Here is a 13769-nt window from a genome sequence, read left to right as displayed (position 1 = left end):
CACCCGTGCGTACGATCGTCGGATGTCCCCCGTCCGACGGTCCCTCGTACGCGTGCTGCCGCTCCTGCTGAGCGCGCTGCTCGCCGGGTGCGGGGCGCCCGCACCGCGGGACGGCGCCGAGCGGGACATCCGGGAGGCCGTCGCCGACTGGTCGCGGACGCCGCCCGCGCAGCTCGCCGGGATCCCGCTGGAGGGATGGGAGTACGAGGTCTCCGCGGTCGGGCGAGACGGCGCGGGGGCCACCGCCCGGGCCGAGCTGCGCTACCGGCTGGCCGGCTACGACGCGGCCGCGGCCGCCTCGGCGCGCGAGGTGCGCCTCACCCGGGACGGCGGGCGGTGGCGGGTCACCGGCGACCGGGCCGCGCCGGGCGCGCTGCCGCAGCTGTGGGACCAGGGCCCGGTGGCGGTGGTCCGCGGGGCGCACTCGCTGGTGCTGGGCGTCGGGCAGGACGCCGGGACGCTGTCCGCGATCGCGGCGGAGGCCGACCGGGCGGTGCCGGCGGTGAGCAAGGCCTGGCCTGGGCCCTGGGCGGGGCGGGCGGTGGTCCTGGTGCCCGGTTCGGTGGACCGGATGGCGCAGCTGCTGGGCCGCCCGGCCGCCGAGTACCGGGGCATGGGGGCCGTCACGACCGGCCGGGTGGGTGCGGCTGCGGCCCCCGCCGACCGCGTCGTCGTCAACCCGGAGGGGTGGGCGGAGCTCAGCCCGGCGGGCCGCGCGGTCGTCCTGACCCACGAGGTCACCCATGTGGCCACCCGGGCGGCGACCACCGCGACCACCCCGCTGTGGCTCTCCGAGGGCTTCGCGGACTGGGCGGCGTACCGCGCGGGCCCCGCCACGCCGGAGCAGGCCGCCCCCGCGCTGGCCAGGGCCGTGCGGCGGGGCGACGTGCCGGGCGAGCTGCCCGGGGCGCGGGACTTCGCCTTCGGCGGCGACCCGGAGGCGCTGGCGCGGGCCTACGAGGGGTCCTGGCTGGCCTGCCGGATGATCGCGGAGCGATGGGGCGAGGCGGCGCTGGTGGACCTGTACGGGAGGGCGGGGCGCGAGCCGTGGCCGGTGGCGGTGCGGGGGGCCCTCGGCGTGGATCCGGCGGCGCTGACGGAGGACTGGCGCCAAGCCCTGCGGGAGGAGTTCCGCTGAGGGCGTCCGGTACGTTGGCAGCGATGCACAAGACGCTGATCGTGACCAACGACTTCCCGCCGCGACCCGGCGGCATCCAGGCCTTCCTGCACAACATGGCGCTACGGCTGGATCCCGACCGGATCGTCGTCTACGCCTCCACCTGGAAGCACAGCGCGGAGGGCCGCGAGGCCACCGCGGCCTTCGACGCGGAGCAGCCGTTCCAGGTGGTCCGCGACCGTACGACGATGCTGCTGCCGACCCCGCGCGTGACGCGGCGGGCGGTGGGACTGCTGCGCGAACACGGCTGCGAGTCGGTGTGGTTCGGGGCGGCGGCCCCGCTCGGGCTGATGGGCCCGGCGCTGCGGCGGGCGGGTGCGCGGCGGATCGTGGCGACCACGCACGGGCACGAGGCGGGCTGGGCCCAGCTGCCGGCCGCGCGGCAGCTGCTGCGGCGGATCGGCGAGGGCACCGACACGCTGACCTACCTGGGGGAGTACACGCGCTCGCGGATCGCCTCCGCGGTGACGGACCGGGCGGCGGCCCGGATGGTCCAACTCCCGCCGGGCGTGGACGAGAAGACCTTCCACCCGGGATCGGGCGGAGCGGAGGTGCGGGCCCGCCTCGGGCTGACGGAGCGGCCGGTGGTCGTCTGCGTCTCCCGGCTGGTGCCGCGCAAGGGGCAGGACACGCTGATCGAGGCGATGCCGCGGATCCTGGCGGCGGTGCCCGACGCGGTGCTGCTGATCGTGGGCGGCGGGCCCTACGAGGCGGACCTGCGGGAGCTGGCCGTCCGGACGGGGGTCGCGGACTCGGTCGTCTTCACCGGAGCCGTCCCGTGGTCGCAGCTCCCGGCCCACTACGGCGCGGGTGACGTCTTCGCCATGCCGTGCCGGACCCGGCGGGGCGGACTGGACGTGGAGGGGCTCGGCATCGTCTACCTGGAGGCCTCGGCGACGGGTCTGCCGGTGATCGCGGGCGACTCGGGCGGGGCGCCGGACGCGGTGCTGGACGGTGAGACGGGCTGGGTCGTTCGGGGCGGATCCCCCGAGGAGGCGGCGGACCGGATCGTCACCCTGCTGCAGGATCCGGAGCTACGGGCGCGTATGGGCGCTGCCGGCCGTGCATGGGTCGAGGACCGCTGGCGCTGGGACCTTCTGGCCGAACGGCTTCGCGAGCTGCTCTGATCGCCGGGTGCGGCGCCGCTGCCGGGGGCCCTGCCCCCGGACCCCCGCGCCTCAAACGCCGGCGGGGCTGGATTCGGCTGCTGCCGTTCGCCTGGCGCGGGCTGAAACTGTCAGCCCGCGCCGGCAGTATCCGGCCCCTCCGGCGTTTGAGGAGCGGGGTTCGGGGCGGAGCCCCGACGGCGGAGCCGCCGGTAAGCATCTGCGCAGCCACGTCTGACTGTTCCTCAGATGTCTGTCAATACCGCGGCTGGGCGGAAGGCTGGATTCCGCCCATGATGCGGCCATGACATCCAATCTGACGCGCCGTCATCTGTTGGGACTCGGCGCCCTCTCGACCGCCGCCGCACTCGGCTTCACCAGGATCGGGGCGGCCTCCGCCGCGGCCGTGGAGCCCGCCGCCGCCCAGTACGCCCCCGCCATCGTCGTCGGCTCCGGCTACGGATCCGCCGTCGCCGCCCTGCGCCTCGGGCAGGCGGGCGTACGTACCGTCGTGCTGGAGATGGGCCGGCTCTGGGACACTCCCGGACCCGACGGCAAGGTCTTCCCCTCCACCTCCGCGCCCGACCAGCGCTCCATGTGGTTCCGCAACCGCACCGAGGCCCCGCTCGCCCAGTTCCTCTGGCTCGACGTGGTCAACCGCGACATCAGCCCGTACCCCGGCGTCCTCGACCGCGTGAACTACGGCGACATGTCCGTGTACGTGGGGCGCGGGGTCGGGGGCGGATCGCTCGTCAACGGCGGGATGGCCCCGACGCCCCGGCGCTCGTACTTCTCCGAGGTGCTGCCCCAGGTCGACGCCGACGAGATGTACGGCACGTACTACCCCCGCGCCCGCGCCATGCTCGGGGTGAACGACATCGACCCGGCCTGGTTCGAGTCCACCGAGTGGTACCGCTTCGCCCGGATCTCCCGCAAGCACGCCCAGAACACCGGCCTGAAGACCGTCTTCGTCCCCAACGTCTACGACTTCGAGCACATGAAGCGCGAGGCGGCCGGCACCGCCCCCCGCTCGGCACTGGCCGGCGAGGTCATCTACGGCAACAACCACGGCAAGAAGAGCGTCGACAAGACCTACCTCGCCGCAGCCCTGGGCACCGGGAACGTCACCATCGAGACCATGCAGCGCGTGGTCGGCGTACGGCCCGATCCGGCCGGCGGGTACGTCCTGACGGTGCGGACCAGCGATGTCACCGGACGGGTCACCCAGGTCCGCGAACTCGGCTGCAGGCAGCTCTTCCTCGGGGCCGGGAGCCTCGGCACCACCGAGATCCTGCTGCGGGCCCGCGAGAGCGGAACCCTGCCCGCGCTCAGCGACAGGGTCGGGCTCGGCTGGGGCCCCAACGGCAACATCATGACGGCCCGCGCCAACCACCTGTGGGACACGGTCGGCTGCAACCAGGCCACCATGCCCGCGATGGGCATCGACGACTGGGACAACGCCGCGAATCCGGTCTTCGCCGAGATCGCCCCGCTCCCCATGGGCATCGAGCACTGGATCTCGATGTACCTGGCCATCACCAAGAACCGGGAGCGCGGGCACTTCACCTACGACGCCGCCACCGACTCGGCGCGGCTCAACTGGCGGCGGGACCAGAACACGCCCTCGGTCAACGCGGCGAAGAACCTCTTCGACCGCATCAACCGGCGGAACTTCACCATCTACCGCTACGACCTCTTCGGCGGGAACAGGGCCTTCGCCGACAACTTCACCTACCACCCGCTCGGCGGCTGCGTCCTCGGGGACGCCACCGACGTGTACGGGCGGGCCAAGGGATATCAGGGGCTGTACGTGGTCGACAGCTCCCTGATCCCCGGATCGCTCGGCGTGAACCCGTTCGTGACCGTCACCGCCCTCGCGGAGCGGAACATGGCACGGATCCTCGCCGAGGACCCCCGCTAGCGCGAGGCCGGCCGCGGACTAGCCGCGGTAGAGCGCCTCGATCTCGTCCGCGTAGTCCTTCGCCACCACGTTGCGCTTGAGCTTCAGCGACGGCGTGATGTGGCCCGACTCCTCCGTGAACTGGGAGGGCAGAATGCGGAATTTCCGCACCGATTCCGCCTTGGAGACCGCCGCATTGCCGTCGTCGATCGCCTTCTGGACGGCGGCGATGAGGTCCGAGTCCTCGCGCAGCTCCGCCGCCGTGACCCCGGCCGGCTTGCCGTTCTCCGCGGCCCAGCGGCCGAGGAACTCCTCGTCGATCGTGACCAGCGCGGCCACGAACGGCCTCGCGTCGCCGACCACCATGCACTCCGCGACCAGCGCGTGCGCCCGGATCCGGTCCTCGATCACCGCGGGGGCCACGTTCTTGCCGCCCGCCGTGACGATGAGCTCCTTCTTGCGGCCCGTGATCGTGAGGTAGCCGTCCTCGTCGAGGGTGCCGACGTCGCCGGTGTGGAACCAGCCGTCGGTCAGCGCCTCGGCGGTCGCCGCCTCGTTGTTCCAGTACCCCGTGAAGATCTGCTCGCCGTGCAGCAGCACCTCGCCGTCGTCGGCGATGCGCACCACGGAGCCCGGCATGGGCTGGCCGACCGTACCGATCTTCTGCTTGTCCCACGGGTTGAAGGTGGTCGCGGCACAGGACTCGGTCAGGCCGTAGCCCTCCAGGACCGTGAAGCCGATGCCGCGGAAGAAGTGCCCGAGCCGCTCGCCCAGCGGCGCGCCGCCGGAGATCGCGTACTCGCCGCGCCCGCCGAGGACCGCGTGCAGCTTGCTGTAGACCAGCTTCGAGAAGATCTTGTGCTTGAGCTTCAGCCCGAACGACGGGCCGCGCGGGGTGTCCAGCGCACGGCTGTAGGCGATGGCCGTGTCGGCCGCCGCGTCGAAGATCTTCCCCTTGCCCTCGGCCTGCGCCTTGGCGCGCGCCGAGTTGTAGACCTTCTCGAAGACCCGGGGGACGCCGAGGATCAGCGTGGGACGGAAGGACTGCAGCTCGTCGGTGAGGTTCTTGATGTCCGGTACGCAGCCCAGGCGGATCGGCGCCAGCACGGCCGCCACCTCCACCAGGCGCCCGAAGACGTGCGCGGCCGGCAGGAACAGCAGCACCGAGCACTCGCCGGTCTTGAACAGCGGGCTCAGGCGCTCCACCGCGTTGCCGCACTCCGCGAAGAAGTTGCGGTGGGTCAGCACACAGCCCTTGGGGCGGCCGGTGGTGCCCGAGGTGTAGACGATGGTGGCCGGGTCGTCGGCGTTCGCGAGGCTGCTGCGCTCCTCGACCTCGGCGTCGGTGACGGCCGCGCCCGCGGCCTTCAGCGCCTCCACCGCCCCCTGCTCGATCTCCCAGACCTCGCGCAGCTCCGGCAGGCGGTCGCGCAGCGAGGCCACGGCCTTGCCGTGCCCGGCGCTCTCCACGACGACCGCGACGGCGCCGGAGTCGCCGAGGATCCACTGGATCTGCTCGGGGGAGCTGGTCTCGTACACGGGGACGGTGACGCCGCCCGCGCTCCAGATCGCGAAGTCGATCAGTACCCACTCGTAGCGGGTGCGGGAGATCAGGGCGACACGGTCGCCGGGACGGACGCCGGCCGCGATCAGGCCCTTGGCCGTGGCACGGACCTCGGCAAGGAACTCGGTCGCCGTCACGTCCTGCCACCGGCCGTCGGCCTTGCGGCTCATGACGGCGGTGTCTGGGTGCTGAGCGGCGTTGCGGCGGATGAGATCCGTCAGGTTCCCGTCCGACGGGACCTCGTACAGGGCCGGAAGGCTGAACTCGCGCAAGACTGCTGCTCCTCTGGGCGCCATCGCCACCATGTGGACCGACCGGACGTTACCCACCGGTAGTGGGTTCCCGATAGAGGGAACCGGCCAGATGTTCCGTGCGTCACATTCTGCACTCACACAGCCCGGCTCCAACGTGCCGACAGTAGTCGACCCCTCTGGCGACTCGGAAGTAACCGCAGGTAGGCCGACCTTTCACACTCCCACTACCCGGCCCTCACGAGTCCCCCTAGGGTTGTCCGCATGGCTGGCACGAAGCGGGGCGAGAACGGCGGCGGCACGAGCGGATCGAGCCGAACACGGGTCCACGTCGTGAGCGACGTGCACGGCAACACCGAGGCCCTCGCCCGGGCGGGGGAGGGCGCCGACGCCCTCATCTGCCTCGGCGACCTCGTGCTCTTCCTCGACTACGCCGACCACTCGCGCGGGATCTTCCCCGACCTGTTCGGCGTCGAGAACGCCGACCGGATCGTCGAGCTGCGCACCGCGCGCCGCTTCGAGGAGGCCCACGCCTTCGGCCGGCAGCTGTGGGCCGGACTGGACCGGGAGTCCCTGATCGAGGGCGCCGTGCGCCGCCAGTACGCGCAGATGTTCGCCGCCTTCCCCACCCCCACGTACGCCACCTACGGCAACGTCGACATTCCGGGCCTGTGGCCGGAGTACGCCGACCGCCACGGCCTCACCGTGCTCGACGGACAGCGCGTCGAGATCGCCGGCCGCGTCTTCGGCTTCGTCGGCGGCGGACTGCCCTCGCCCATGCGCACCCCCTACGAAGTGGACGTGGAGGAGTACGCCGCCAAGGTCGAGGCCCTCGGCGAGGTCGACGTCCTGTGCTCGCACATCCCGCCGGAAGTGCCCGAGCTCTGCTACGACACCGTCGCCCGCCGGTTCGAACGCGGCAGCGAGGCCCTGCTCGCCGCGATCCGCCGCACCCGGCCCCGCTACGCCCTCTTCGGACACGTCCACCAGCCGCTCGCCCGGCGGATGCGCATCGGCGCCACCGAGTGCGTGAACGTCGGCCACTTCGCGGCCACCGGCCGCCCCTGGGCTCTCGAATGGTAGGGATCAAGCCGCATCACGGCGGGCCCCGGCAGGGTCCGGGAGGCACTGGAGTGGCGACGTCCGCACGCGCGGTAGCCTTCACGCGGCGGCCCCAGGCCGCACACATCCTCGAACCACCCCAGCTGCCGCTGGGAGGTACCCCCAGCCCGGAGGAGCGACCGCGATGGCGGAACACACCAGCTCAAGCATCACGATCGAGGCTGCGCCCACCGACGTGATGGCCGTGATCGCCGACTTCGCCCGGTACCCCGAGTGGACCGGCGAGGTGAAGGAGGCCGAGGTGCTGGCCACCGACGCCGACGGGCGCGCCGAGAAGGTCCGCCTGCTGCTCGACGCGGGCGCGATCAAGGACGACCACACCCTCGCCTACACCTGGAAGGGCACGGACGAGGTCAGCTGGACCCTGGACAAGTCCCAGATGCTTCGCCAGCTGGACGGCTCCTACCGCCTCACCGCGGTCGACGGAGGCAAGCGCACCGAGGTCACCTACCAGCTGACCGTGGACGTCAAGATCCCCATGCTCGGCATGATCAAGCGCAAGGCCGAGAAGGTCATCATCGACCGGGCGCTCGCGGGCCTGAAGAAGCGCGTCGAAGCCGTCTGAGCCCGCTTCCCGCACACCGGAGCACCCGCACATGCACACCTTGCTGATCACCGGCCCCGGCGGGGCCGGGCGGACCACCGTGGCGGCGGCCACCGCCCTCGCGGCGGCCCGCGAAGGGCGGCGGGTGCTGCTGCTCTCCGGCGACATCGGCGACCCGCTCGCCGCCCTGGCCGGCGACCCGGCCGGCGACACCGCCGTCCCCGGGCTGCGGGTGGCCCGGGTCGACTCCGGCGAGGAGTTCCGCGAGGAACTCGTCGCCCTCCAGCAGCGCGGATCCGCCCTGCTCGGCATGGTCGGGGCCCGGCCCCTGGGCGCCGAGGAGATCACCGAACTGCCCGGCGCCGAAGAGTTCGCCCTGCTCCGCGCCCTGCGGCGGGCCGCCGCCGCACCCGGCACCGACCTCGTCGTCGTCGACATGCCGCCGCTGCACCGGACCCTCGCCGTCCTCGCCCTCCCCGCCCAGCTGCGCCGCTACCTCGCCCGGCTGCTCCCCGCGGAGAAGCAGGCCGCCCGCGCCCTGAGGCCCGTACTGGCCCAGCTGGCCGGCGTACCCATGCCCGCGCAGTGGCTCTACGAGACCGCCGCCCGCTGGGACGAGGAGCTGGCCGCCGTCCAGGCCGTCGTCGAGGCCGACACCACCGAGCTGCGGCTCGTCGCCCAACCCGGCCCCGCCGCCGCCGACGCGCTGCGCCTCGGCCGGCTCGGGCTCGCCCTCCAGCAGCTGCCCGTCTCCGCCGTCGTCGCCAACCGCATGGCCCCGCAGGGCTCCGCCGACCCGTGGCTCGCCGGGCTCGCCGCCCAGCACGAGAAGTACGCCGCCGAGTGGGCCGAGGAGCTCCCGGTGGTGGCCCTCACCCACCTCGGCCACGACCCGCGGGGCCCGCACGACCTGGAACGGCTCGCCGCCGCCCGCGGGCTCGTACCCGGGGCGCCCGCACCCCGCCGGGCCTGGGCCGTCGAGGACCGGCTCGCCGAGGACGGGGTGCTCGTCTGGGTGGTACCGCTGCCCGGCGCCACCAAGAGCGACCTCGACCTCGTCCGCCGCGGCGACGAGCTGCTGCTCACGGCGGGCCCGTACCGCAGGATCGTTCCGCTCCCTTCGGCGCTGCGCCGCTGCACCGTCTCCGGCGCCGCCCTCGCCCAGGGGGAGCTCCGCATCCGCTTCACCCCCGACCCGGGGCTGTGGCCCCGTACGCGATGAACCGCGTACCCCCGTTCGGGTACCGTCGAAGGTAGCCAGTACCGCACGCCCAGCCGCCGCCGCAGGAGAGAGTCCGCCATGAGCGAGGCCACCGACCGTCCCACCGACGACGACGCCTGGGCCAGGGCCTGCGCCGAGGACCTCGCCGCGGAGAAGGAGCGCCTGCGCGGAGCGGGCGAGAGCGGAGCCGGCGCCACCGGCACCGCCGCCGAGGAGCTGTTCAAGCTCTTCGAAGCCGTCGCCGACAAGGTCTCCGGACTGAACAACCCGCTGTTCGGCGTGGCAGCACAGGGCGCGGTGCGCCAGATCGTCGACCAGGCCAAGACCGCCGCCAAGCCCGTCATCGAGCGCAACCCGGAGGTCTTCGACCACCTCGCGGCCGCCGGCTCGGAACTGCTCGCCGCCTACCGCTCGGCCGTCGAGGGCCACGAACGCCGCTGGACGCGGGGCGACGAACCCCCCGCCCCCCGGCAGGCGTCCCACGACCGCGACCCCCGCGACGAGGGCCCCGACGACGGCCCGCCCGAGCGGATCGATCTCGACTGATCCACCGGACACCCCCGGCCCCTCGGGTACGGTTGGCCGTGGCGGGGTTTGACCGGAAACCGAGGGACTAATGGGACTCACCATCGGCGTCGACATCGGCGGCACGAAGATCGCGGCCGGCGTGGTCGACGAAGAGGGCACCATCCTTGAGACGTACAAGGTGCCCACCCCGCCGACCGCGGACGGAGTGACGGAGGCCATCTGCGCCGCCGTATCCGAGGTCAGCAGCAACCACACCATCGAGGCCGTCGGCATCGGCGCCGCCGGATACGTGGACGACAAGCGCGCGACCGTGCTGTTCGCGCCCAACATCAACTGGCGGCACGAGCCGCTCAAGGACAAGGTCGAGCAGCGCATCGGCCTGCCCGTCGTCGTCGAGAACGACGCGAACTGCGCGGCCTGGGGCGAATACCGCTTCGGCGCCGGCCAGGGCCACGAGGACGTCATCTGCATCACGCTCGGCACCGGCCTGGGCGGCGGCATCATCATCGGCAACAAGCTGCGCCGCGGACGCTTCGGCGTCGCCGCCGAGTTCGGGCACATCCGGGTCGTCCCGGACGGACTGCTGTGCGGCTGCGGAAGCCAGGGCTGCTGGGAGCAGTACGCCTCCGGGCGCGCGCTCGTCCGGTACGCGAAGCAGCGAGCCAACGCCACCCCCGAGAACGCGGCCATCCTGCTCGCTCTCGGCGACGGCACCGCCGAGGGCATCGAGGGCAAGCACATCAGCGAGGCCGCCCGGCAGGGCGACCTCGTGGCCATCGACGCCTTCCGCGAACTGGCCCGCTGGGCCGGAGCGGGACTGGCCGACCTGGCCTCGCTGTTCGACCCCTCCGCCTTCATCGTCGGCGGCGGCGTCTCGGACGAGGGCGACCTCGTCCTCGACCCGATCCGCAAGTCCTTCAAGCGCTGGCTGGTCGGCGGCGCCTGGCGCCCGCACGCACAGGTGCTCGCAGCGCAGCTCGGCGGCAAGGCCGGGCTCGTCGGCGCGGCCGACCTCGCCCGCCAGGGCTGATCGCTTTCACCCTTCTTTCCACGCTCACCGCCCGCCGCGCCCCTTGGGGGAGCGGCGGGCGGCTGCGTATCTTGCGAAGCATGGACCAGCTGCCGAAGTCCCGTACGGAGCCCGACGGTTCTGCCGTGATCCGGGTACTCAGCTACAACATCCGCTCGCTGCGCGACGACGAGGAGGCGCTGGCCCGGGTCATCCGGGCGTGCGAGCCCGACCTCGTCCTCGTGCAGGAGGCCCCGCGGTTCTTCCGGTGGCGCAAACACGCCGCGCGCCTCGCCGCCAAGTGCGACCTGGTGGTGCTGGGCGGGGGCGCGACGGCGGCCGGGCCGCTGCTGCTGTGCTCGCTCCGGGTCTTCGTGGAGCGCACGGAGGACGTCCTGCTGCCGCGCTCGCCGGGACTGCACCGCAGGGGCTTCGCCACGGCGGTGATCCGGGTCGGGGGCGTCCGGGTGGGCCTGGCCTCCGTACACCTGTCGCTCCAGCCCGAGGAGCGCAGGGACCACGCGGAGAGGCTGCTGGAGCGCCTCGCCGGGCTGGACGTGCCGTACACGATCGTCGGGGGCGACCTGAACGAGGGCCCGGACGGGCCGGCGTACGGGCGGCTGGCCGCCGAGCTGCAGGACTGCCGGGAGGTGGCCCCGTGGGGCGGCGGAGCGACCTTCCCGGCGGAGGCGCCGGACCGCCGGATCGACGCCGTCTTCGCCACAAAGGGGGTGGAGGTACTGGCCTGCGGGGTCCCGGAGGGCCTGCCGGGCGTCTCGTCCGGGGACCTCCGGGCGGCGACGGACCACCTGCCGGTGCTGGCGGTCCTGCGCCTCGCGGCTGCGCCGTAGACCGGCGGTCCAGGGGTCCGGGTGCGGCGACGTGGCCGGGGGCGCTGCCCCCGGACCTTCGTACCTCGATCGCCGGCGGGGCTGCGAGGAGCAGGGCGACCGGTATCAGCCGAAACCGGCGCCGCCGCCGACTGCCCGGGAGGCGGCGGGGTCAGACGACCGCGCCGCGGCCCGGATCGTCGTCATCGTCCTCGTCGCCGTGCGCCATGCGCGCCACCAGCGTCGCGAAGCCGCCGAGGAAGCCGCCGATGCCCAGCGTCGTCAGCCACCAGGTCATCTCCCACTGCAGGAGCACCGCCAGCAGCAGCAGCACCGGGCCGCCGACCACCGCCAGCCACGCGAACTTCGACGTCGTGTCCGCCTCCGGGAGCTCCGGCTCCGGGGGAACGAAGTGACCCTCCTCCGCCGGAGTCAGGTCGTCGTCCTTCGGCTCCGACAGCGAGTGGTCCCGGGGGCCCGCCATGCCCACGCCCGGGGCGAAGACCACGGAGCTGCCCAGCGCCGCCGGAGGCTCCGGGTCCGCGTCCGGCCCGGGCTTCGCGTCCGGCTTCGCGTCGGACTTTCCGTCCGGCTTCGGGCCGGGCTCCGCGCCCGGCTTCTGCTCCGGTCCGGATTCCGCGGGCAGCGGCTTGACGTCCTCCTCCGGCAGGAGGAGGTTCTCGATCGGCTTGAACGGCCGGGCCCCCGGCGGGTCCGGCGGCTCCTGCCCGTACCCGGCGACGATCGCCGCCCACGCCGCTTCCTCGTCCAGCGGCGGCACCCCGCCCGACTGCTCCTCGTGCTCAGCCACCGGCCTCCGCCCCCTCCCTGCCCACGCTCTCCGCCAGGCGGCCGACGAACGCATAGCTGTCCGCGAAGATCCGCTCCGCGTCATGGTCCAACGTCGCGACGTGGTAGCTCTGTTCCAGCAGGGTCTCGGTGACATCCGTCGAGGAGACCCGGGCCAGTACCCGTGCGGAGTCGACAGGCGGCACGACATGGTCCTGCGGGCTGTGCAGCAGCAGCAACGGCTGCGTCACCTGCGGCAGCTCGGCGTCCACGAGCTGCAGGAACTTCTTCAGCGAGTGCGCGGCACGGGTCGGGACCCGGTCGTAGCCGACCTCCTCCGAGCCCGGCTTCGCGATGTCGCTGGCGATGCCCGGGGTGGACCGGATGAAGTGCTTGGTCACCGGCAGGGTCACGGCCAGCGGGTCGTGCACCTTGTTGGCCGGGTTGACGAGCACGATGCCGCTGATGGCGTCGCCGTGCTTGGCCGCCAGCCGCAGGGTCAGCGCCCCGCCCATGGACAGCCCGAAGACGAACACCTGCTCGCACCGGTCCAGCAGCTCCCGCAGGGCGCGGTCGACCTCGGCGTACCAGTCCTGCCAGCCCGTGAGCTGCATGTCCTGCCAGCGCGTGCCGTGTCCGGGCAGCAGCGGGAGCGACACCGTGAGGCCCCGCCCGGCGAGATACTCGGCCCAGGGGCGCAGCGACTGCGGGGAACCGGTGAAGCCGTGGCAGAGGAGGACGCCGACCTCTCCGCCCTCGTGGCGGAACGGCTCGGCTCCAGGGAGGACGGGCACCAGGGTCTCCTTGATCATGATGTACGTCGGGTGGGTGCGTTGCTCTGTGTGACTTCACCGTACGCGACCGGGGTGGCACCGGCCAGGGTCGTCGGGCCGCTGCCGGTGTAGGCACGGGATATGGTCTGTTCGACAGACACAGGAAGGCTTTCGAGTTGATCTACGGCGCAATGAAGTTCTCGATCGGCGGTTCACTGAAGCTCGCTTTCAGGCCGTGGGTGGAGGGCCTCGAGAACATTCCCGCGGAGGGGCCGGCGATCCTCGCGAGCAACCACCTGTCCTTCTCCGACTCCTTCTTCCTGCCGGCGGTGCTGGACCGGAAGGTCACCTTCATCGCGAAGGCGGAGTACTTCACCTCCCCGGGGGTCAAGGGCAAGCTGACCGCCGCCTTCTTCAAGGGCGTCGGCCAGCTCCCGGTGGACCGCTCCGGCGCCCGCGGGGCCGGCGAGGCCGCGATCCAGAGCGGCATCGACGTCATCGAACGCGGGGAGCTGTTCGGTATTTACCCCGAGGGCACGCGTTCACCCGACGGACGCCTCTACCGCGGCAAGCCGGGCGGCCTGGCCCGCGTGGCCCTGGCCACCGGTGCGCCCGTGATCCCCGTCGCGATGATCGACACGGAGAAGATCCAGCCGCCCGGCAAGGTGGTCCCCAAGCTGATGCGCCCGGGCATCCGGATCGGCAAGCCGCTCGACTTCAGCCGCTACCACGGCATGGACAACGACCGCTTCATCCTCCGCTCGGTGACCGACGAGGTCATGTACGAGATCATGAAGCTCTCCGGCCAGGAGTACGTCGACATCTACGCGACGGCGGCCAAGCGCCAGATCGCCGACGCCGAGAAGGCCGCCAAGGCCGAGAAGGCGGAAAAGGCCGAGAAGGCGGAGAAGCCGGACAACACCGGGAAGGCCGACGGTACGTCGGTCTAGCCGG

13 protein-coding genes are annotated in these 13769 nt (G+C 72.8%); 10 read left to right on the top strand and 3 right to left on the bottom strand.

All coding sequences use genetic code 11. The annotated features are described in order from the left end of the window. The first annotated feature begins 22 nt into the window (after positions 1 to 22). From OG444_RS11705 to OG444_RS11695, 3 genes are all read left to right on the top strand, one after another. Positions 23 to 1138, top strand: a complete 1116-nt coding sequence (locus tag OG444_RS11705; RefSeq protein ID WP_327262103.1) for a hypothetical protein — start codon at positions 23 to 25, stop codon at positions 1136 to 1138. Between the two features lie 23 nt (positions 1139 to 1161). Then, the gene (locus tag OG444_RS11700) at positions 1162 to 2304 is read left to right on the top strand and encodes a glycosyltransferase family 4 protein (protein ID WP_327262102.1); all 1143 of its coding nucleotides are present in this window, start codon (positions 1162 to 1164) and stop codon (positions 2302 to 2304) included. A gap of 283 nt (positions 2305 to 2587) precedes the next feature. Then, complete coding sequence (locus OG444_RS11695; RefSeq protein WP_327262101.1) at positions 2588 to 4204, top strand: GMC oxidoreductase; 1617 nt, start codon at positions 2588 to 2590, stop codon at positions 4202 to 4204. 18 nt (positions 4205 to 4222) lie between these two features. On the opposite strand, the gene OG444_RS11690 is transcribed toward OG444_RS11695, so the two are convergent. Next, positions 4223 to 6019: an AMP-dependent synthetase/ligase gene (locus tag OG444_RS11690; RefSeq protein WP_327262100.1), complete on the bottom strand. Its 1797-nt coding sequence runs from the start codon at positions 6017 to 6019 to the stop codon at positions 4223 to 4225. Between the two features lie 243 nt (positions 6020 to 6262). On the opposite strand from OG444_RS11690, the gene OG444_RS11685 reads away from it, so the two are divergent. The 6 genes from OG444_RS11685 (at position 6263) to OG444_RS11660 (ending at position 11274) form a co-directional block, all read left to right on the top strand. Beyond that, entirely contained in the window at positions 6263 to 7081 is an 819-nt protein-coding gene (locus tag OG444_RS11685; RefSeq protein ID WP_327262099.1) for a metallophosphoesterase family protein, read from the top strand. Positions 7082 to 7244: 163 nt separating this feature from the next. Then, positions 7245 to 7685, top strand: a complete 441-nt coding sequence (locus OG444_RS11680) for an SRPBCC family protein (RefSeq protein WP_327262098.1) — start codon at positions 7245 to 7247, stop codon at positions 7683 to 7685. A 31-nt stretch (positions 7686 to 7716) separates the two neighbouring features. Further along, positions 7717 to 8886 carry an ArsA family ATPase gene (locus OG444_RS11675; RefSeq protein WP_327262097.1) on the top strand — a complete coding sequence of 390 codons (1170 nt, stop codon included), beginning with the start codon at positions 7717 to 7719 and terminating at the stop codon, positions 8884 to 8886. A gap of 78 nt (positions 8887 to 8964) precedes the next feature. Continuing rightward, positions 8965 to 9432 (top strand): DUF5304 domain-containing protein, encoded by a 468-nt coding sequence (locus OG444_RS11670; RefSeq protein ID WP_327262096.1) that lies wholly within the window; start codon positions 8965 to 8967, stop codon positions 9430 to 9432. 70 nt (positions 9433 to 9502) lie between these two features. Beyond that, a complete protein-coding gene (locus OG444_RS11665; protein WP_327262095.1) occupies positions 9503 to 10444 on the top strand; it encodes an ROK family glucokinase in 942 nt (313 codons plus the stop codon). A gap of 80 nt (positions 10445 to 10524) precedes the next feature. Further along, positions 10525 to 11274, top strand: a complete 750-nt coding sequence (locus tag OG444_RS11660) for an endonuclease/exonuclease/phosphatase family protein (protein ID WP_327262094.1) — start codon at positions 10525 to 10527, stop codon at positions 11272 to 11274. Between the two features lie 151 nt (positions 11275 to 11425). Here OG444_RS11660 and OG444_RS11655 read toward each other — a convergent pair whose 3' ends face one another. Then, entirely contained in the window at positions 11426 to 12064 is a 639-nt protein-coding gene (locus OG444_RS11655) for a hypothetical protein (RefSeq protein ID WP_327262093.1), read from the bottom strand. Beyond that, positions 12057 to 12836 (bottom strand): alpha/beta hydrolase, encoded by a 780-nt coding sequence (locus OG444_RS11650; protein WP_327262092.1) that lies wholly within the window; start codon positions 12834 to 12836, stop codon positions 12057 to 12059. Before OG444_RS11650 ends, OG444_RS11655 begins: the two co-directional genes overlap by 8 nt. A 170-nt stretch (positions 12837 to 13006) precedes the next feature. On the opposite strand from OG444_RS11650, the gene OG444_RS11645 reads away from it, so the two are divergent. Continuing rightward, positions 13007 to 13765, top strand: coding sequence for a lysophospholipid acyltransferase family protein (locus tag OG444_RS11645; RefSeq protein WP_327266747.1), 759 nt, complete (start codon positions 13007 to 13009; stop codon positions 13763 to 13765). Positions 13766 to 13769: the final 4 nt, after the last annotated feature.

Source organism: Streptomyces sp. NBC_01232 (genome assembly GCF_035989885.1).
In the GTDB taxonomy this organism is placed as follows: domain Bacteria; phylum Actinomycetota; class Actinomycetes; order Streptomycetales; family Streptomycetaceae; genus Streptomyces.
This window is presented reverse-complemented; position numbering and strand designations above follow the sequence as displayed.